At 47.9% G+C, this 20,367-nt stretch carries 16 protein-coding genes; 6 read left to right on the forward strand and 10 right to left on the reverse strand.

All coding sequences use genetic code 11. The features are described 5' to 3' along the window. Positions 1-38: 38 nt before the first annotated feature. The 5 genes from LKE33_12780 to LKE33_12800 form a co-directional block, all read right to left on the reverse strand. Positions 39-476 (reverse strand): PaaI family thioesterase, encoded by a 438-nt coding sequence (locus LKE33_12780; GenBank protein ID MCH3951788.1) that lies wholly within the window; start codon positions 474-476, stop codon positions 39-41. An 11-nt stretch (positions 477-487) separates the two neighbouring features. Then, a complete protein-coding gene (locus LKE33_12785; protein MCH3951789.1) occupies positions 488-1,066 on the reverse strand; it encodes a 3D domain-containing protein in 579 nt (192 codons plus the stop codon). 28 nt (positions 1,067-1,094) lie between these two features. Next, the gene (locus tag LKE33_12790) at positions 1,095-2,990 is read right to left on the reverse strand and encodes a glutamine synthetase (GenBank protein MCH3951790.1); all 1,896 of its coding nucleotides are present in this window, start codon (positions 2,988-2,990) and stop codon (positions 1,095-1,097) included. A 758-nt stretch (positions 2,991-3,748) separates the two neighbouring features. Beyond that, a complete protein-coding gene (locus tag LKE33_12795) occupies positions 3,749-4,057 on the reverse strand; it encodes a DUF3870 domain-containing protein (protein MCH3951791.1) in 309 nt (102 codons plus the stop codon). A 6-nt stretch (positions 4,058-4,063) separates the two neighbouring features. Next, positions 4,064-4,846: a class A beta-lactamase-related serine hydrolase gene (locus LKE33_12800; protein MCH3951792.1), complete on the reverse strand. Its 783-nt coding sequence runs from the start codon at positions 4,844-4,846 to the stop codon at positions 4,064-4,066. Positions 4,847-5,271: 425 nt separating this feature from the next. Between LKE33_12800 and LKE33_12805 the strand changes: the two genes are divergently transcribed. Further along, positions 5,272-5,580, forward strand: a complete 309-nt coding sequence (locus LKE33_12805) for a hypothetical protein (GenBank protein MCH3951793.1) — start codon at positions 5,272-5,274, stop codon at positions 5,578-5,580. 445 nt (positions 5,581-6,025) lie between these two features. Further along, positions 6,026-6,373 carry a hypothetical protein gene (locus LKE33_12810; GenBank protein MCH3951794.1) on the forward strand — a complete coding sequence of 116 codons (348 nt, stop codon included), beginning with the start codon at positions 6,026-6,028 and terminating at the stop codon, positions 6,371-6,373. Positions 6,374-6,781: 408 nt separating this feature from the next. Here LKE33_12810 and LKE33_12815 read toward each other — a convergent pair whose 3' ends face one another. Both LKE33_12815 and LKE33_12820 read right to left on the reverse strand, forming a co-directional pair. After that, a complete protein-coding gene (locus LKE33_12815; protein MCH3951795.1) occupies positions 6,782-7,960 on the reverse strand; it encodes a DUF819 family protein in 1,179 nt (392 codons plus the stop codon). Positions 7,961-7,992: 32 nt separating this feature from the next. After that, positions 7,993-9,087 carry a dipeptide epimerase gene (locus LKE33_12820; GenBank protein ID MCH3951796.1) on the reverse strand — a complete coding sequence of 365 codons (1,095 nt, stop codon included), beginning with the start codon at positions 9,085-9,087 and terminating at the stop codon, positions 7,993-7,995. A 795-nt stretch (positions 9,088-9,882) separates the two neighbouring features. Here LKE33_12820 and LKE33_12825 point away from each other — a divergent pair. Both LKE33_12825 and LKE33_12830 read left to right on the forward strand, forming a co-directional pair. After that, entirely contained in the window at positions 9,883-10,803 is a 921-nt protein-coding gene (locus tag LKE33_12825) for an AEC family transporter (GenBank protein ID MCH3951797.1), read from the forward strand. Positions 10,804-11,194: 391 nt separating this feature from the next. After that, positions 11,195-12,718, forward strand: a complete 1,524-nt coding sequence (locus LKE33_12830; GenBank protein MCH3951798.1) for a beta-lactamase family protein — start codon at positions 11,195-11,197, stop codon at positions 12,716-12,718. Between the two features lie 448 nt (positions 12,719-13,166). On the opposite strand, the gene LKE33_12835 is transcribed toward LKE33_12830, so the two are convergent. Beyond that, positions 13,167-14,132, reverse strand: coding sequence for a hypothetical protein (locus LKE33_12835; GenBank protein ID MCH3951799.1), 966 nt, complete (start codon positions 14,130-14,132; stop codon positions 13,167-13,169). A 146-nt stretch (positions 14,133-14,278) separates the two neighbouring features. Here LKE33_12835 and LKE33_12840 point away from each other — a divergent pair, with 146 nt between their 5' ends. Together LKE33_12840 and LKE33_12845 are read left to right on the forward strand one after the other, a co-directional pair. Further along, the gene (locus LKE33_12840) at positions 14,279-15,316 is read left to right on the forward strand and encodes a hypothetical protein (GenBank protein ID MCH3951800.1); all 1,038 of its coding nucleotides are present in this window, start codon (positions 14,279-14,281) and stop codon (positions 15,314-15,316) included. A gap of 313 nt (positions 15,317-15,629) precedes the next feature. Further along, entirely contained in the window at positions 15,630-17,174 is a 1,545-nt protein-coding gene (locus LKE33_12845; protein ID MCH3951801.1) for a hypothetical protein, read from the forward strand. 72 nt (positions 17,175-17,246) lie between these two features. On the opposite strand, the gene LKE33_12850 is transcribed toward LKE33_12845, so the two are convergent. Then, positions 17,247-18,062 carry an alpha/beta hydrolase gene (locus LKE33_12850; protein MCH3951802.1) on the reverse strand — a complete coding sequence of 272 codons (816 nt, stop codon included), beginning with the start codon at positions 18,060-18,062 and terminating at the stop codon, positions 17,247-17,249. Between the two features lie 491 nt (positions 18,063-18,553). Continuing rightward, positions 18,554-19,798 carry an IS110 family transposase gene (locus tag LKE33_12855; GenBank protein ID MCH3951803.1) on the reverse strand — a complete coding sequence of 415 codons (1,245 nt, stop codon included), beginning with the start codon at positions 19,796-19,798 and terminating at the stop codon, positions 18,554-18,556. Positions 19,799-20,367: the final 569 nt, after the last annotated feature.

The following is a 20,367-nucleotide window of genomic DNA, read 5'->3' on the forward strand; positions in this document are numbered from 1 at the left end:
CTCTCTGGACATCCTCCCGGCCACATAGCAAACTAATTTTACCACTTTTGAGGAATCTCGTCAAAATGACCCAGGACAAACATGGTACCTGTTACTTCAACCATCTTGCGTCCATCAGGTCCAAAGATTTCCACCCGGCAGACTATTGTAGACTTTCCGGCATGGACAAGACTTGCCTTGGCAAGAAGCTGTTCTTTTTCCTTCGTATTGCGAATGAAATTGATGGAAGCCGACAGCGTTACGACTTTAGCACCAATACTGTAGCAGACAGCGCCCATGGCTGTATCCGCCATGGTAAAAAGAGCTCCGCCATGTACGGCACCATAGCGATTACCGTGTTTTTTGGGATCCACATCCATCGTAAACTCAACATAGCCGCATTCTACTTTAGAAAGTTTAATATCGGCAAGTTTCATAAAAGGATTTTCTTCAAAACGATTGTACATCCATTCCCGGATTTCTTTTGCGGTTAACATAACTTCACTCCTTACAAGATATAGACACGTACGCGCCGGCGGCCCCACTGAAGGGCTTCTCTCCGGCTCATAAACGCCAGGTCAATATGGTTGCCTTTGATGGCGCTGCCCACATCAGCAGCCACACCTTCCCCGTATCCCATAATGTAAAGTCGTGTCCCCAGGGGAATGATATACGGATCCACAGCAACAATGCCCCGTCGCATTACCCTTCCTGTCGACGTGATACCTGTCACGCCCGGGTCTGATGGACTGTAGCCGGTTGCTTCCATGGTCCATATCTTGCGATACTGACCGAAGCTAAGGCCGCTTTTCTTGCTCATCAGATTATACAAGGGCCAATCTACGGAGCCAGTAATTTTCTTTTTATTCTTTTTTTGGAACAAACTTACAGCTTTTCGGGTCTGTTTGCCATACTCCCCGTCAATCTCGCCGCGGTAATATTTCAACTTATACAGCATCGACTGTACTTCTTCCACGCGGCGCCCCTTGGACCCGTACTTGGCCACCAGCTTGGCAGCAGATACGGTAAGGGGCGTGCACAGAAGAATGAGGAGTGCCAGCACAAGACTCAATGTCTTTCGGTGCACAGCCTCTCTACCTCCCTAAGCGGAAGGATTAGATGATGTTGTCGGTATAGTCCGCATACAATGCTTCTAATTCTTCCATTTTTGCATTCAGCGTTACCTGGAGATCAGAAGCCTTGTCGAGATCGCCGTCGGCAAATGCCTTTTTAATCTGCGTGAACAGAGACGTGCTCGTATCAGTATCCTTGGCAATCATGACACGCAGTTCTTCCACTCTCTGCCACATGCCGTCATCCCAGGCAGTGGAGGTTCCTTCAGCCGGTTTCATGGCCTTGATAGCCTTACGGTCTTTCGGAATGATGTGGGTCAGGAGCTCGGTCTTCCATCTGAGCAGGGCACCTTCCTTGAAGGATTCCAGGTAAACTGGCTTTAAGATGTCACTTGCGGTCAGAACGGCTACCTTTTCAGGATACTTTTCCAGTGCTTTCATGTTCTCCCAAACAGTCGCCGGCGGTTTGCCAAAGTATGCGTCTCTTTCTTCCGGAGTAAAGTCTTCAAAGACGTCGACTTCAGAGCGGTAGGCTCTGTCTTTTTCCAGATAGGAAGCATCTTCGCCCGGCTTCTTGGAAATCTCCGCTTCCAGTTCCTTCGTGGATTTACCGGACGCGAGGACAGCCTTGACGCCGTCGAGAGCAGCCAGATAGAACCCTGCCAATGCCATGTAGGTGTTGGTGAAGGGGTTCGGGGCACGCATCTCGATACGCGTTGCCATCGGGTTATCAACGTCACGAATGAGGCCGGCCAGGACGGTTCTGTTACGCGTAGGTACAGCACTCGTCTTGCCAAGACTCGTTACGATGCAGACAGGAGCTTCAAAACCAGGTCTCAGACGGTTGAAAGCATCGGTCGTGCAGGACACAATCGGATTCAGCACTTCATAGTTCTTCAGGATACCCATCAGTACGCCATAACCGACGGCGGATAAATAGTCGTTCTTCATATCCGCAGGGGACATGATATTTACTATTTTACCATCTTTCATTTTTGCTGCAAGACCTACGTGGGTATGTTCACCACTTCCTGCTACACCAAAGATCGGTTTTGCCAGGAAGGAAACTTCGAGGCCGTTGCTGCGGAAGATTTCCTTTACAAGAGAACGTACCAGGATTTCATTATCAGCTGCCTGGAGGGATTCATCGAATCTCCAGTCGATTTCAAGCTGTTCATTGACATGGGTCATATTGCCGTTGGCATCGAGCTGGCCGCGGACACCGCCGACTTCCTTGTGCCCCATTTCCGGATGCAGACCATACAGGCCAAGCACTTCAACGGCTTGTTCCAGAGAAGTACGGACATTGCCGCGCGTGCGCTGCCAATACTGTTCCTGCATAACCTGAGAAGAGGACAGGTCAGTTCTGGACACGTTTTCACGCGGGGTCTTGACCCAGAATTCCAGTTCCGTAGCACTGGTGAAAACAATCTTTTCGATATCTTTCGGATCAACGGCAAGACCGGGAACCGTACCGGCGCTCTTCATAGCTGCCAGGCATTCCTTGGCAAAATATTCCAGCGTGGATTTCAGGATGTAACGGGAGTCCACGAATTCATTATTGTGCTTCAGGAAGCACGGAATACGCAGGGTGCCGATCATTTTGCCCGATTCTTCATCAAAGTTTTCATGGTTGTAATCGACAAACCAGTTGACGCTGCGGTCAGCTACCATGTCGACACGCGCATCAGAAAGCGATGCTACGCCCGGCAGTACAACGGAAGAACCGTCGGTCTGTGCCGTATGGTCGTAGAGCATCTTATCCATATCGTCCAGCAGGGCGCTGATAGGAACTTTTTCATCCGTGTCATTGCCGGCAAAGTCAATACCCATAAAGGACACAAATTGTACTTCCGGATGCTGAAGCAGCAGGGCACGCAGAGTGTCCGGCGTCAGCTGGCTGGGTTTAATAACGTAAAGCAGGTCCTTTTCATACATGATAATTACCCCTTTCCTATCTATCGCCTTTTACTATCTTTACTATGAACCGCAGCAGCGAAACTGCCGGATTCATTAGCTGCCCTATTTGTTTTATAAATAGGGGTCATTTAAATTACATGGCTTATTATAGCACAACCTTTTCATGTCGGCTAGTGTTTTTTATCATTTTTACGAACAATTTATTTTTTATATTTTTATCTGTTCGATTTTTAACCATTTTTTAAATGATTTACGGGATTTTTACATTAATAAAGCGGGAAGTTTCGAGTTTCGTCCGAACATTGGAGTGGTGGCTAGGTGATAGTGGATAGTACTGTAGTGCGGGCAACTACATTGGCGGATTCTTGAGATAGATTATTGCTGGCAGTTAGTCTCAGCCTTCGGCAGAGTTGTCCATCACCCACCGCTTTCCGGAAGGCCCGATACTATCGGGCCTTCCTGCGGTCCTCCCTCTTCAATGTCGCGCAGCGACGTCGAAGAGGGTCACTACTGCCCCGATTGGGGTGTTAGTGTAGATTTAACAGCGTTTCTATCGGACCAATTCTTGTTGTCTGACTGACCACCCACCGCAAGCGGTCCCCCTTAACTTACTTTCCTCCCCCACTTCGTGGTCCTTCCTTCCTAAAGGACGGAGGTGGCAGAGGAATTCCAAACCTTACGGTTTGGCTTAACTAGCAAATAAGAGGGCTGAGGGCTGGTGCTGTTATTTTTGCTTCCACGTGCGGATAATGGCATGCGACACGCGGCCAGCGGTTTTATAATCCCAATTGTTTGTAACGCTGCAGAGCATCATGATAGGCGGCAATGATGGCTTTAGATGAAGTTCCGAAATAACGGGCATTGATATCTGCTTCAATCTGGGCGTTTTCCGTAAATTTATGGGCCATAAAAAGTTTCTTGATGAAATTACGCGTCAGCGAAAGGGTCGCATTGCAGTCGACATCCACGATTTCCCCATCCTTGGTAAGCTCGAAGGCAATATAGAATATGCCATAGATTCGAGTGATGGCATTATCCAGGCTGGTACGCGCCTCACCGGTCAAATAAATTGTCCTCTTGTCCATTCACATTCACCCTTTCATCACTTGCTGATAAACCAGAAGGGAAAGTTTCCCGATAATTTCTTTTCCCGCAGCCGGAGAAGGCTGATTGCTTGTGAGCGCCACGAGAATGTAAGGATGGTCCGGAAAAAGAAAAATTCCCGCATCATTTTCAACACCCGTAAGATCCCCGCATTTATGAGCAAGCGGCACATCTTCCGGCAAATAGCGCTGCAGCCTGTCGCCCTGCTGCTGGCGTTTCAAAATATCCAGCATCAGAGCCGAAGCTTCCTTACTGACCAGGCTGCCCTCGTAGACTTTCTGCAGAATCTGCGCCGCATCATCCGAACTGATAAAATTATCCCGCCCTTCCTGCAGCGCTTTTGCGTCCATCATCCGGCGTCCCAGTCGGGCAGCTTTGAGACCGAGACGGCGGCCCATCCGGTTAATGTTATCCATGCCCAATAGACCAATGAGAAGGTTCGCTGCTTCATTATCGCTCACAATGATCATGAGCGTGGCCAGTTCTTTCAGGGTAAACGTATGCCCGGGAGCCAGCTCCTTAAGCACGCCGTCCCCGCCGGTCCAGTCTTTTTCCGTAACCGTAACTCTCTTATTGAGGGACATTTCGCCTGCGTCCACTCTGCGCAGCAATTCGGCCAGGATCAGCAATTTGATGATGCTGGCTGAAGGTACAGTCTTGTCACCGAACACGGAAAAATGAATTCCTGTTTTTAGATCTATAAAAGAAAGGCAAACATTCCCTTGTCCGTTTTCTTCTATCATTTGTTCAACCCGATGCTGCAGTTCCATGTTGTTCTAACCCCTTCTTTTTTTGATGCGCTAAATTTCCAAAAACATGATAGCACAAAAGGCATGAGAATCGCATCAAAGAATTAAGAACCAGCAGAGTGGCTAGTGAGTAGTGGATAGTACTGTAGTGCGGGCAGATTGTTGGGAGAAATTAAAAGTCAGATAGCAGATGGCAGTTAGCAGATAGCTTCAGATAGTAAAGCCTTCGGCAGAGGGGTATGCCTACGGCTTTTGATTAAACTTTCCTCTGACCTGAATTCAAGAAACTGCTTTTATAATTTGGCTTTCACAGACGGATGGCGGGCAGCAATATTTTTCTATTATAAAAAATGAATATGATAAATATAATAATTCTTTACAGTTTTTCATTGTTTCTTCATTTTTCATTGCTATACTGTGTTCAACATCTCAAGGAGGGATACACCATGAAATATAGTGTGGATACCATTTTAAAGTCTATGAAAAAAACTGCTGCTGTGCTGGGCGTTTTCACGCTGATGACCGGTATTTGCGGAGCAACCCTGTCTCAAACGGAAGCCGCAGACCGTAAGGACGGCCGTCCGCCTATTGTGGAAAACAAGAAGAAACCGGACGCTCCTAAGAAAATCAAGGAAAAGAAGCCGGCTCCTCCCAAGAAGGTAAAGAAACAAGCTCCTCCCAAAAAGGCAAAGAAGCAGGCCCCTCCCAAAACGGAGGAGAAGAAACCGGCTCCTCGCATCAATTTTGATAAATAAAAATACCGCGCCGGAGCGCTATGATTTAGATTAAAAAAACAGATGTTCCGGATTCCGCCGCCTTATGGTCCTGTTTGGTGCCATTTGGCGGCGGTTTTATTTTATGAAGTCGTTTGCAGGAACCGGCTGAAAGGTTAAAAGGGAGAATATAATTCGGGAACAATGAAGACATGATAGTTCTTTCTTTAATGCTCCTTTTTTCACTTACAAGCTGCCAACCACCACAATGGAGCTCTTCTCCTCTCAATGCCACAAGGCGGTGTAGAAGGAAGCTGATGAAGAATGCCAAACCTAACGGTTTGGTTTCATTAAGGCGACACGCGGCCAGCGTTTTTCCCAGACATAAAAAATAACTATGGAAAATATAATGATTATTTACAAATCTTCATTTTTTCTTCATTTTACATTGCTATACTGTGCTCAACATTTCAAGGAGGGATACACCATGAAATATGAAATGGACAAAATCTGGAGTTCTCTGAAGAAAACAGCTGCCGTGCTGGGCGTTTTCACGCTGATGACCGGCGTCTGCGGAGCAACTCTGTCTCAGACGGAAGCTGCAGACCGTAAGGACGGTCGTCCTCCTATCGTAGAAAACAAGAAGAAACCGGACGCACCTAAGAAAATCAAAGAGAAGAAACCGGCTCCTCCCAAGAAGGTAAAGAAACAGGCTCCTCCCAAGAAAGCCAAGAAGCCGGCTCCTCCCAAGAAGAAGATCAAGAGAGACGAAAACCGCCGCGGTAACAAGAATGTAAAGCCGCCAATGGCGCCTCGCTTCAATTTTGATAAATAAGAATACTGACCGCGCTGGAGCGGTATAGTTTAACTTAAAAATCAGATACTCCAGATTCCGCCGCCTTGATACATTCAGTCCTCGTTGGTGCTGAGTGTGTTAGGAGTGGCGGTTTTATTTATGCAGCGACCGGCGTAAAAGGGGCCGTGACAAAATAAAAAGCGCTTTTGGCCTATGGCATATAGCCTCGTCTGCAGCAGTGTAGTAAGACTTTTAAGCAAAATAAAAACCTGAAATTTAGCAGATAACCCAAATTTTAGGTTTTATTTTTATAAGTTCGTAGAAAAATGCCCTGGCAATTTTTCTTCCACGGGCGACCGGCGTAAAAAGGGGCTGTGAAATAATGCGCAAGTATTATTTCACAGCCCCTTTTTTAATTATGAGCGCAATTTTTAGTTACATCTATGCTTACAAATTGCTCAGCACAGCGCCGCAGATCATACCTGCGAAGTTACCGATAGCCGCACCCAAAACGCCCATCAGTACACCGATACCGGCGTAAGAGGCATCATAAGCAGAAGCCACAATCGGTGCAGAAGCAGCGCCGCCGATATTGGCGAGGGATGCCGTGGAAACCATGCACAGATCCCAATGGAAGATCTTCGACAGGATGAACATAAGAACGACGTGAACGGCCAGAATGAAGAAGCCGTAAACAACCCACATCGGTGCAGACAGCAGATCCGTGACGGATGCCGTAGAAGCCAGGAGGGAAACAACGGCGTACAGATATACGCTGGAAAGTTCTTCCACAGCCGGCACTTTGCCAAGCGGGGTCATGGCGCAAATCAGGCCAAGAATCGTAACAAACAAGGTCGTCATGGAACCTTTATCAAACATAGCAAGGCCCACAGATTTCAGCATGGTGTTCAAAGAAGCACCGACGCTCTGGGAAATTGCAGAAACAACGAGAGAAATACCAATCAGGAAGATCCAGTCGGTACCCGTAGCCTTTTTCTTTTCCTTGGCTACTTCGGCAGCAGCAGCATCAGCTACAGCCTGCAGTTTGGAAGTATCGGCTTTCGTCGCGTTATTCCATTTGGAAGCATAGCGCACCATGAGGAGCAGCAGGGCAATCCATACAGAATAGCAAACCGTATCGAGGGCCAGGGCGCAGCTGTAAGCACCGGCATCTACCGGCAGTGCAGCCTGCATAGCGGCCATGTTGGCGGAACCGCCGACCCAGGAAGCATAGAGGGCAGCCACGGCACCCCAGGTATCTTTCCCGAGGAAACCTTTGAAAATCGGATAACCGACTACAAAGCCGACGAACAAGGTCAGTGAACAGCCGAGGAAGATAGCTACCATGCGTCCGCCCAATTTAGCAAGTTTGCGGAAGTCGCAGCGCAGCAGCATAACAAAAATCATGGCATAAAGCAGATTGTTCTTCAACGCTTTATAAGCTGCCGAAACTTCCTTGGAATGATACAGGCCCATAGTGCAGAAGACCATGTTCAGCACGTAAATCCACACCAGAGGCGGAACAATATTGAAGATTTTCCACTTCGTGTACTTTTCCAGAGCCAGCAAGATACCGGCAAGGCACATCAAGAAAGCGATGTACGTAAAACCATTGGTAATAACCATAATACCACTCCCCTTTTTCGCTCGAACCTTTCCTATTCATCCAGATATTTAATACCGCGGACACCCGTGACACCAAGGCCCGGTGCATCAGAAACCGTGATTTCCTTTTCATTGAAGACAGCGCCGCCTTCGACCGGATCTTCCGTGCAAAGTACCGGACCATCGAGGTCGACGCGGGTAATGACTTTGCGGGCACAAGCCAGATGAACGGCCGCGTTGACACTGACTTTAGCTTCCAGCATGCAGCCAATCATGCACTCGACACCGCAGACATCGGCCAGCGTAGCAATTTTCAGTGCGTTTGTCAGGCCGCCGCATTTCATCAATTTGATATTGATGAGGTCTGCCGCCTTCATTTCAACGACTTTAAGAGCATCTTCCACACTGAATACGCTTTCGTCGGCAAGTACCGGTACATAGGAGCGTTCCGTAACATATTTCAGACCTTCCAGATCGTGCGCTTTAACCGGCTGTTCAACGAGTTCGATATCAAGGCCCTGTTCCTGCATCTGGTTCAGCAGCCGAACCGCCTGTTTCGGGCTCCAGGCCTGGTTGGCATCAATACGGATGCGCGGCTTATCGCCGACAGCCTTACGGATAGCGACGAGCCGGGCCACGTCAAGCGTCGGATCAATACCGACTTTGACTTTCAGCGTATCATAACCGCGTTCAATGGCATTGATGGCATCGCGGGCCATCTCTTCCGGCGGATTCACGCTGATGGTAATATCCGTCACAATCTGATGGCGGGCACCGCCGAGCATCTTATACACAGGAATGCCGTATTTCTTACCGTACAAATCCCACAGGGCAATATCGGCAGCCGCCTTGGCGCTCGTATTCTTGACGATACATTTCTGCAGATCCTTGGTCAGATCTTCAAAATCATCGACATCGCGGCCGACCAGTGTCTTGCTGATATGGTCCTGAAAGGCACCGATGATGGCGCCCGTCGTATCACCCGTAATGGCACCCGTAGGAGGCGCTTCACCAAAACCGACTTCTCCCGTGTCGGTGTGAATTTCGACAATAATGTCCTCCACGCTGTCCACGCTTCTGAGTGCTGTCTTGAAGGGAACCCGGAGCGGGACCGAAATTCTTCCCAGTCTGACCTTTGTAATTTTCATTTTCACCCTTCCTCTCTGCTACCTGGAAAATAAAAAAGCCCCAGCAGGACACACGTCGCCGTGTACCAGCTGGGACTCATCATGCTCCTTGAACTGTGGTGCAGTCCACACAAAATGAAGCAGCTCTTTATTACAGGATAGTACGAAATTGTTTCCATGTCAATCAAATTATCAAATTATTTAGCATATTGTGTATTTTGTATACAGGATGTATGGTAAAGTGTTTCAGTATCATAAAAAAGCTGTGGCGCTTCGCGCAGAAAGAAGAAAGTGGGTAGTGGATAGTGGAGAGTGGTTAGTACACCCGTGCGGACAGCTGCTTTGGCGGATTCTTGAGATAGAATGCGAATAGCAGGAAGTTTTTTCTTTACTGCAAACTGCTTGTCAGTTTGCCTCCTCCAGTGGCGACCTGCAACCAGCGACGCGCGACCGGCGGTTTTAAATGGCAGATAGCCGATAGCAGTTAGCAACAGTTAGCGAAGCCTTCAGCATTGACAATTTTATTCTGGCCATATAAAAGTAGTTTCCTAAATTTCCCTTACACCTGCCTTTTAGCCGGCCGCCAACGGTGGCCGAAGCCTCACCGCCGGTTGCCGAAGGCAACCTCAGCAAGCCGCCATGGGCGGCTCAAGCCGAAGGGCGCAGTCGACCAAAGCCTTCCCATCAAACCGCTCGTCGGTTTGTTTCCTCCATTGCGACCGGCGACACGCGACACGCGACCTGCGTTTTCTCTCTTGACAAGCACTTTTTTCGCAAGCTACGATAAGAGCAATATTTAAAATGGGGGTAAGGAACATGGAATTACTGCTGGCAAGGACGCTGCTGCACCAGGTCATCATTATGTTTCTGCTTGTCGGAGTCGGCTATCTGCTGACAAAGGCTGGTAAAATCACAGATGCCGGCAGCAAAACGCTGGGAAATATCCTAATCTACATTTCTCTCCCCTGCGCTATCATCCGGGGATTCCAGGTACCTTATTCAGAGCAGACACTCTTCCATCTCGTGCTGAGTACGGTACTCGCGGCAGTCATTCTGGCGCTCTCCATGATCATTGCCCGCCTGACGGCTCGCGGGGATGCCATTGCGGCATTTGCCGGTGCTTTTTCCAATCCCGGCTTTTTCGGGATTCCCATTATCACGGCGAGCTTTGCCGAAAGTACCGTATTTTATATAGCGCCTTTCATCGCCCTCCTCAATATGTGCCAGTGGACGTACGGAGTGAGTCTCCTTGTCGGAGAAAAAACCTCCCTCACGCCGAAGAAAATTCTGACGGCGCCCTTTATGATTGCCATCATCATCGGTTTATTTTTCCTTTTCACGGGGCTGCCCATGCCCAGTCTTGCAAAGCAATGCGTCGGCTATCTTGCCGGCATCAATACACCGCTTGCCATGTTTACTATCGGTGTCTATATGACCAAGGTGAATTTTCTCAGCATGTTCCGCCGCGTTCGGCTCTATCTGATTTCACTGACCCGTCTCATCTTGATTCCGGTATGCTCCTTCGTGATTCTTTCCCTCCTCCCGCAGTGCCCGCTTGAGATGCGCCTTGCTCTCCTTATCGCATCAGCCTGCCCGGTAGGTTCCAACATTGCGGTCTACGCCGATCTGCACAATAAGGATTATCCCTATTCTGTCCAGACGGTTGTGATTTCCACGCTGCTGTCTATCATAACAATACCTATTATCGTGCAAATTGCCGAAAATCTATGGAAATGAGAGAGTGATTAGTGGGTAGTGGGAAGTGGTTAGTACACCCGTGCGGACAGGTTGTTGGGTAAAGCCCGAGGCAGATAGCAGATAGCATTTAGCCGATAGCAGCAGTTAGCGAAGCCTTCGGCATTGACAATTTTATTCTGACCATAAAAAAGTAGTTTTCTAAATTTTAATTACACCTGCCTTTCAGCCGGCCGCCATTGGCGGCCGAAGCCTCACCGCCGGTTGCCGAAGGCAACCCGAGCAAGCCGCCAAAGGCGGCGCACGCCGGGCGACGCAGTCGCCCCAAAGCCTTCCCGTCAAAGCGGCAAGCGCTTTGACGGGGTCCATTTTGCTTTCTTTTTTCAAATCGGTATAATAGAGGGCAGATATGAACGAAGGAGGATTTTCTTTTATGTTTCATTCCAGCTTGACCCGCGGCGTTCTTATTGCCGCGTTATCTTTTGCATTTGCGCTGCCGGCGTTTGGGCCTTCCATTTCTGCGGAAGCAGCCACCAAGGCCGCAGCCACTACGACCGCCAAAAAGACAGTAAAGTCGACGGCTAAGAAAACCACTAAAAAGACTGCCAGAAAAACAACAAAGGCTAAAAAGACGACCAAAAAGCCGGTGAGTGCCGTCAGCCCCATTAAAGGCGGCGTACCTTCCCAGGCTTCCAAGGCAGCCCTCACCAAAGAACTCAACGCCATGATTGGCAATACGGGCACCCACGTACCGGGGCTCGGCGTCATCGCCTTCAAGGACGGCAAAGAAGTCTACAGCCATTTTGCCGGACGCCGTCATATCGGAGCCAGTTCCGGCGGCAGCGACCTGCCGATTACGCGGGATACGCGCTTCCGGGTAGCATCCGTCTCGAAGATGTTCACGGGCTTTACGATCATGCAGCTCGTCGACCAGGGCAAGATTGACCTTGACGAAGATATCAGTCATTACCTCGGCTATACACTGCGCAACCCGAATTTCCCAAACACCCCGATTACGGTACGGATGCTCCTTTCCCACACGTCGTCCCTGCGTGACGGCAGCTACTATTCTTTGCCGCCTTCCGTCTCCATTCGGGAATATTTCCGTCCCGGCAGCGACTACTACAGCAGTAACCACTTCGGTTCCAAATGGCAGGCACCGGGAAAGTATTTCGTCTATGCCAATATCAACTTCGGTGTCCTCGGCACCATCATTGAACGCGTCACGGGACAGCGTTTCGATAAATACCTGAAGTCCCATATCCTGACCGACCTCGACACGGAAGCCAGCTTCTTTACGGCAACGCTGTCGCCGCACGCTTTCTCTAACCTCGGCACCATCTACCGCAAGAACAAAGGCTCCTACTGGAATGAAACGGGTCCCTGGATTCCGCAGTGCGATGACTTCCGCGGCAAGCAGCCCACGCCCTGGACTTCCCCCAGCGGTTACAGCCTGAGTAACTACCGCGTCGGTACGAACGGCACGATTTTCGCGCCGCAGGGCGGTCTCCGTATTTCCTACGAAGAATTGAGCCATGCGCTGCGCCTCCTCATCAACAAAGGTGTCTTCAACGGCCGCACCGTCGTTCGTCCCGATCTCATGAAAGAAATGATGACGGAACAATGGCGCTATACGCCGGCCCATAAGAACGGCGATACCTACGGCGGTTCCATCGAAGGCTACGGTCTTTCCCTCTACCCGATTTACGGCAAAGGCACAAGCCGCGTCGTCAAAGACCATGTGCTCAACCTGTGGGGACACACCGGTGAAGCCTATGGCCTCCTCTCCGGCGTCTTCGTTATCCCCGGCACGAAGGACGGCTTCATCTACATCATGAATGGCGAAGCTGTTGCCGAAGATACGGATTCCCGCAGCGCCGGTAAATTCAGCGGCAACTATATTTGGGAAGAGAATATTATGAATGCGATTTGCAGGCATTTGTATTTCGGTGAATAAAGAAAAGCTGTAGTTAAAGGCACCTGGCCAAATAGAGTCCTCGACTTGTCTCGGACGTCTATTTGGCCAGAGTTTTTTCTAAGGAAGTTTCCGCCGTCCTCTGCAGAATCCAACTCCATCTGCTTTGTCAGACCGGATTGTGACCACTCGACGTACGTCTTTTGTACGACTTCGTGGCCCCAATCCAGTCTTTCGCGCATATGGAGCTGTCTTGCAGCAGAGTCCATCAGAAACAAAAGTAAAAAGACAACGTGAAATCTAAGCGTATGCTCCAAAAGAAAAAGGCTACCATCCATCGCAGCGATTCTAATTTTATCAATGCTGTTTGCAGTGAATGGTAGCTTTTATTTATTTTTCTATTTTGTTTCGTATTTATACAGCCAGTAGATATGTTGTCTTTAGTCAGGCGAGATGCTTTAGCCAGGCGAAACACCTTGGCCAGGTGCCTTTATACTTCTTCGGTCTTCACAGTATGAAAAATACCGTTTTTACTTCTCACCCAATCATTCTGGTTTTCAAACTTCACCCAACCTTCAACTCCGTTGGCATTTCTTACGCAGAGCCAAAGATCAGAGTGTGTATAAATCTGGTTTGAATTCGTCCGGAGGAGACCGATCCGTCCGCCTTCCGCGATGACGGAATAGACGCCTTCGCCCCGATAAGCGAGGAATCCATAGAGTTTACCTTCATAGGAGTAGAGATATCTGCGCGGATATGTATGAAGTTCGTAATCCACAATCCGGGCTGAGAAGCCCGCACTGATGACGCCAAGAGGATAACTGTCACTGCGCGGTTCGGCGAGAATGACCTTATCCTGCCGCGGAATCACGCTGCACTCCAGCGGACTGACGGGCAGTTCTCCGTTCACGGCGTGGTGCAGTACATAAACGGGCGGGAAACTGCCATAAGGATAGTACCCATCTGCTGTTCTTTTCTCAGCGCCCAGTCTTTCCACGGCCGCCGTTCCGACCTGGGCAAGGACCTGCCCCTTGGCCGAATGAAGCAGTTCGTCTTCTTCGATTTTTTCGCCGTCATAGTAGATATCAAAGGTAAGCTGACGGTCCCCCTGCCGCTTTTTCAGGTACAGACCGTGATACTCAAACGGTGTCTGCGCCGGCATTTCGGCACGATCTGCCTGTACGTCACTTTCGGAAAGGGTATATGTTTTAAACTGTACTGTAATTCCCTCGCTATCTACGTCAATGGCACGGGCCGAGCTGAGATCGGCAAAGGTTCCCTGCTGCGCATTCCGGGATAAATAAGGATAATTCGAGTTATTATGCCACCGCAGCACTTCTTCCGTTGCGGCAGCAGCCGGCTGAGCGTTTGTACTGACCGGTGCCGCCCCGGCCGCAAGGGGCATTCCCAGCACGGCAAAAAGAATCAGATAGCGTGTGAATGTATGAATGAACATAACAATCTCCTTTGGGTTTGATAGGAACATTGTACCATATTGCCGCCCATTTTGACGAAATGACGTGAAGGGCAGGTCAAAAGCGCTTTTATTCTTCTCTATAGCTGGAGTACAATGGTAGTATCAATGCTAAAGGCGGTGGCTGTATGTTAAATCGTGAAAAGTGGGATGCTTATCTGGCATCCGGCGGCAAGGGGCTGGCGGCACTTTTTGAAAAAAGCCTGACCGGGTTGTGCGAAAAGCGTTATGCCAAGAAAATTCTCGCGCTGTATAAGCGTTTTTGTCCCAGTGAAGCCTTACAAGAGCTGATTTACGAGCAGCTTATTGATTTTATAGATGACGCTGGCTATGAAGAAACTTTCGAAGAAGTCGACGAACTCTGCGTCGCGGCGGATCCGAAAACCGATTTTATGGAGATGCTGAGTCTTTTCATATATGGCGAAGACGGTGAGCCGGCAAGTGACCGGGAATTTTTCAAAGAATTTGAAGACGCTCTTGCCTATACGACAACGTACCTGGCTTCGCGTGCGCCGGAGCGTTTTATTCCCTATTATTTTTACTGCACATTTAATATTCTTACTTCCATTGCAGCGCACTTTGAGATTTCCCTGCCTCCCCTGCCGGAAGAAACAGATTTCCGCGGCCGCATTCGCTACTATGAAGCCCTTTCTGCCGCGCTGCTCAAGTTCGGCAGGGAAAACGGCATGACGCCTTATGAACTCCACGCCTTTCTCTATGACTATGCGCCCAAAACCTGCAGTGCCCGCAAAAAGAATTTCAAGTGGCAGGCAGCAAAATCGCAGACCATTTACCTGATGAGCATGGAACGGTACGATGATTTCTTCAGTGACAAATCGGATGCGGTCATTCCCTGGCACTGTGCGCCTGAAACCCATCCCGGCGACAGTGTACTTCTCTATCTGAGAACACCCGACAACGCGCTTCATTCTCTCTGGAGCTGCCTGTCAGACCCCTTTATCGACCCCTTTTATTATCCCTGGTACTGCGCCTATGCCGGAAAGCCCGAGCTTATCAAAACCATTTCTCTCCGCTGGCTGCAGAAGGATAAAATCATGTGCCATAATCCCCTCGTTCACCGGAATATGGAAGGGTGTGACGGCAAAGCTTTGACGGAGGAAGAGGTCGAGCGGTTGAGAGAGATGGAGGAGGAGAAAGAGAAGTAAGCTGTGGCGCTGACGCGCGCAAAGAAAGCTGTGACGCTGTGGCCGACTTTGTCGGCGGGCCTGCGGCAGCAGGGAAGAAAAAATAATAAGTGGCTAGTGGGAAGTGGCTAGTACACCCGTGCGGGCAGATTGCTAGGCTGAAGCCTAAGGCAGATAGCCGATAGCAGTTAGCAGATAGCGGAAAAGAAAAGCACTTTTGGCTTATAGTATTCAACCTCGTTTGCAGTAGTGTGGTACGGCCTGATGACCGGAATGGAATGAAAAGCGTTCTGCCTTTTGACAAAAAAACTTTGACAATGAAAAGAGGGTTGAAATGTTCAATCAGTATCAATGGAGTTTGTACCTTAAATCCGGTGGACAGGATGTTGTCGACTTTTTTCGAATCAATCTGGAAAAAACATGCACCGATAATTATGTTTATGGAATAGCAGATCTACACGACTACTATTGTCCAGTTATGACTATAACAAAAGATTTATGCGAAGAAATACTAGGACTTAATGTTTACCAGGATGATGATAGTGAAGAATATTTGCATCTGCTGGAAGAAACAAAAAATTCCAATGAGCCATTAGAAAATATTTTATTTAAATTTGACCATCTTGATGACAATATTTCTGGAACATATGCTTCTGAACAAGAAACAATGAATTCATTTTTAAGTTATATGGCTTCTTTTACTACCTTTCTTGCTCAAGTAAACCCAGAAAAATATATTCCCTATTATTTTCAACGTAATTTCAATGTTCTCTCGAAGATTGCTGAAACTTTTAATATCGAACTTCCATCAGTGCCACTCAAAAAAGAAAGTTTAAAGAGAGTTCTATACTATAGCCAGCTTTGTGAAACCTTCCACCAATTTCGAAAAGAAAATAATCTGACTCCCTATGAATTGTACGCATTTCTCTATGATTACGCCGTAAAGGTTATCGGCGGCAAAGACAGCTATATTATGCAGGATATTCCTGCTCCGCAAAATGCCTTTTTTATCGGTTCAAGCAAAAAAGACCTTTTCTACAGTGAAGATCCTGGTACAGTCACTGCATGGCAGTGCAGCCCGTACACGCAGCCTGGAGATTATGCAGTCATGTATTTGAAAACTCCCGACAGTGCTGTAGGTTCTGTCTGGCGCTGCGTTTCCGAAGGTTTCATCGACCCATTTTTCTATTATTATCGTTGTGCCTATATAGCCAATCCCATTCAAGTACACCATGTTACACTGAAACAGCTTCGTGCTGATAAAATTTTTAAAGGGCTCACTTTAGTCAGGAAAAACATGGAAGGTGTTAATGGTACACATTTGCTCCCTTCCCAATTCAATCATCTCATGGATATGGCAAATTCGGATTTACCACGCCTTACTTACACGGAATCAATAAGCGGAACAGAATTGACAATTGAGAAAAATGTGGAAGAAGAGCTAATTAAGCCATTATTAAAGCGTCTTGGCTATGAAGGAGACTACGAGCAGCAAGTTCGGATTAAGGCTGGCAATCAGGAAGAATCAAAAGAGTGGATTATTCCTGATTTTCTAATTCATATTAATAGGGATCTCAGCAACTTACGTGCGTTTGCAGTCGTTGAAGCAAAATTTGCAATTACGCAGGATGCTGACCTGGAAAAAGCATGCATTCAGGTCAGAAGTTATGCGAGACAGGTTCTGGCCCGCTTTGCTATGATTGCTTCGAAAGATTTCCTTTGGCTCTATTCTGCGGAGGATGATTTCACTGAACCTATATCGAAACTTTCCTGGGCTGATACAGTGGACGATGATACTTTTAATGCCCTTAATCAGCAAATCGGCAAAAAAGGCAGGATTGCCAAAGAGTATTTTAAAGTTGAAAAAACTTGGAAATAAAAAATCCCGTACCGGAATGGACACGGAATATGAACAAACCCCACGGAAAGGGCTCCGTGGGGTCTCTTTATTTTATTTCAGTCCTTCAATAAACTCCGTTACAGCCTTATTGAACTGTTCCGGTTTCTCCCAGAAGAGCATGTGGCTGCAGTCTTCAAAATACTCAATTTTAGCACCGGGAATGTGTTCGCCTACCCAGGCACTGCCGTGGTAGTCAAAAACGCGGCTTTCCTTGGCTACGCACACCAATGTCGGCAGGTCGATATGAGGAATGAAGTCGCGCCAATCAAGGTTCGTATGGTCACGCATGATTTCAATGCGTACATAGGGCGGGCATTTGCAGATTTCATCAACAAGCATCTTATGATCTTCCGGTGAATCATCATGTTTCAGGCAAGCGCCCATGAGTCCCTCGGCAGCACCCCGCGGATCGGATTTGGCAGCGAAACAAGTTTCCATAAAAGTTTCAACGTCAAAGCAGGCTTTTTGTCCCCACGGCCAATCAGGTTTTACATATTGTGCCGGCGATTGATCTACACAGATGAGGCTATCAATGCGGTGATGCCCGAAAAGTTCAATATAGCTCCAGAGGATGGACGCACCCATGGACCAGCCCAGTACAGTCACGTGTTCCAGATTCAGTGCATCCAACAGGTTTTTCACGTCCATGGCATAACGAGAGATACGGTGACTGTACAGGACTTTTTCCGATTCACCGTGGCCGCGCATATCCATCAGTACGACCTTGAAATGCTTGGACAGTTCGCCTACATTATGCTTCCAGAATTTAGTCGAGCAAGTCCAACCCGGCAGCATGAAAAGCGGCTTTCCTTCTCCATGGATTTCATAGTAGATGTTGACGTTGTCGTTTGTTTTGATAAATGGCATGGTAATTTCTCCTTTCCGCAATAGGCTAAATAATTTGTCAATTTCAGTATATCATAAACGCGGAAGGAAAATGATAAAAGCACTCCGGCATTTGGCTGTAAAAGCTGTGGCGCTTCGCGCGAAAAGAAAGCTGTGACGCTGTGGCCGACTACGTCGGCGGGCCTGCGGCAGCAGGGAAGAAAAAATAATAAGTGGCTAGTGGGAAGTGGCTAGTACACCCGTGCGGGCATCTGCTTTGGCGGATGCTTGAGAAGGATTGCAACGGGCAGTAAGAAATAAGCCTTCGGCAGAGTGGGACATCATCCACCGCTTTCCGGAAGGCCCGATGGCGGCCTTCGGCCGAATAGGAAGCTCACGCAGCTCCTCCTCGTCGCTGCTTCTGAGAAACTTCGCGACGACAACTCCCACTTCACTTCGTTCGTGGATCGTTGGCGCTCAGTTCCGTTCCCCCTTCTTCAATGTCGCACAGCGACGTCGAAGAAGACTAACTATCATATGTCAAGTACAATGTCCTGTGAATCGGAGCTAGTATTTATCTGCTTTTGAAGCATTAATTGAGCAGATGTTTTGTATGTATTTCCTGTTGTCTGAAGTGCATAAATTAACCGTACCAACTTTTTGGCTGCATGAGAGATTGCTATGTAGTAATGCTTGCCTTCGTTTAGTTTCTTAGCTAAATATTCCCTGTAGGCTGGTTCGTACCGGCAGACGAATATCGCTGCGTTAAAGAGCGCAAATCGTAGATAACGTGACCCTCTTTTCTCCATGTGGGCGCTTCGACCTATCCCACTTCGGCGTCCTGATTGGTTCCTGGACGGTGCAAGCCCGGCATAAGCTAGAACTTTGTCAGGAGAAGAGAACTTGGAAAAATCCCCGACTTCCGCTAAAATTGCGGCTCCTGTGACGGCACCAATCCCAGGAATTGTAAGTAAAGGTTCCGGATGCTCGCTCAGCAGCTCCTTTTCCTCAGCCTCGATTTTGCGAATTTCTTCATCATAGTCCTCAAGAATCCGGATGTTCGCCCGCAATTCATGTTCATTGCCCAGATTGTTGTGTTTACCGATAGATTTTTTTGCCTCGTCACGAATTTGTTCAGCCAAATCCTCATTTAAGCTGCCTCTGGATGCCTTGTGAATAATGTTTTTCAAGTGTTTCAAGTTGGCGTTTGCCAGCTCCTCGGGAGTAGGATATTCCATGAATATAGCGTGAGCAGTAGCAGAATTCAGGTTCATATATTTTCCTAGTTCAGGGAAGTTGAGAACCACAAGCCGATCCACGTCTTGTTTAATCTTTGTTCTTGCCTGAACCATTCTGAACCGAGATCTGGTAAGTGACATGAGACGTTCATTGTGGTATTCTTTAGGAACGTAGGGTTTGAGATCCAAATCGGACATGAACATACAGGCTATGAAATGAGCATCAATGCGATCGGTTTTAGTTTTGCGAAGGCTATGACTCTTTTTGTATTGATCTGTCATCATGGGATTGAAGACATAAGTTGGTAGCCCGTTATTCAGCAGGAATCTGGTGATATTCTCGCTGTAAGGTCCGGTGGCTTCAAGCCCTACTTTTATGTTTTCTGCCGGTTGTTTGTAAGAGCATATCTGCTTCAGCAGAAAGTCAAAGCCTTCCCAATCATTGGTAATAGTAAATTGCTTGTACCTGGACTTATGCTCTGGGTCAAGAATGCAGCAGTCATGTTTGTCTTTGGACACATCAATTCCAACGTAGATCATAATATAAAACCTCCTAAAAAATATGATGCTGAAACCACAGACTCTCTGCTATGTATCCTTGTTCTATATAAACCGTCTGGCGGTATCTAACTAATTAACATCGCTGCAAAGAGCTGTGGTTGGAGTCTTCTTCAAACCGTTAATCGGTAGGTCCTAAAACCAATCCACAGCATCTTTTACAGTGTAGCACTTTCCCCCAAAAAGAGGGTTAAAGTCCCAATACATATGATACAAGGTCTCTACTATGAACTGCAGGCCTGCTATATTTTGTAGCGGTGAAACACTACAAAAGATTTGAAAGTCTTTACGTAGCCAGTGTTTTGCTTAAAGAAAATATAGAACACCTGCAGTATATTCTTTAGGGACCTTCCTCGACGTCGCTGCGCGACATTGAGGAAGGGGACCCGCTTGCGGGGGATGATGACCCTTAAATTTATTTTTTCTATATTGATTTGCTAAACAAAAATCCAGCACTCCTACAGTTTATATTCGCAGCTCTTTGTTAGGTATTCATTCAGAACTCAGGAATGGGTACGATCATGGGGCGACTTAATTTAATTGAGCCAAAT

The sequence above is a fragment of the Acidaminococcus sp. genome, from assembly GCA_022482815.1.
Lineage (GTDB): Bacteria > Bacillota > Negativicutes > Acidaminococcales > Acidaminococcaceae > Acidaminococcus.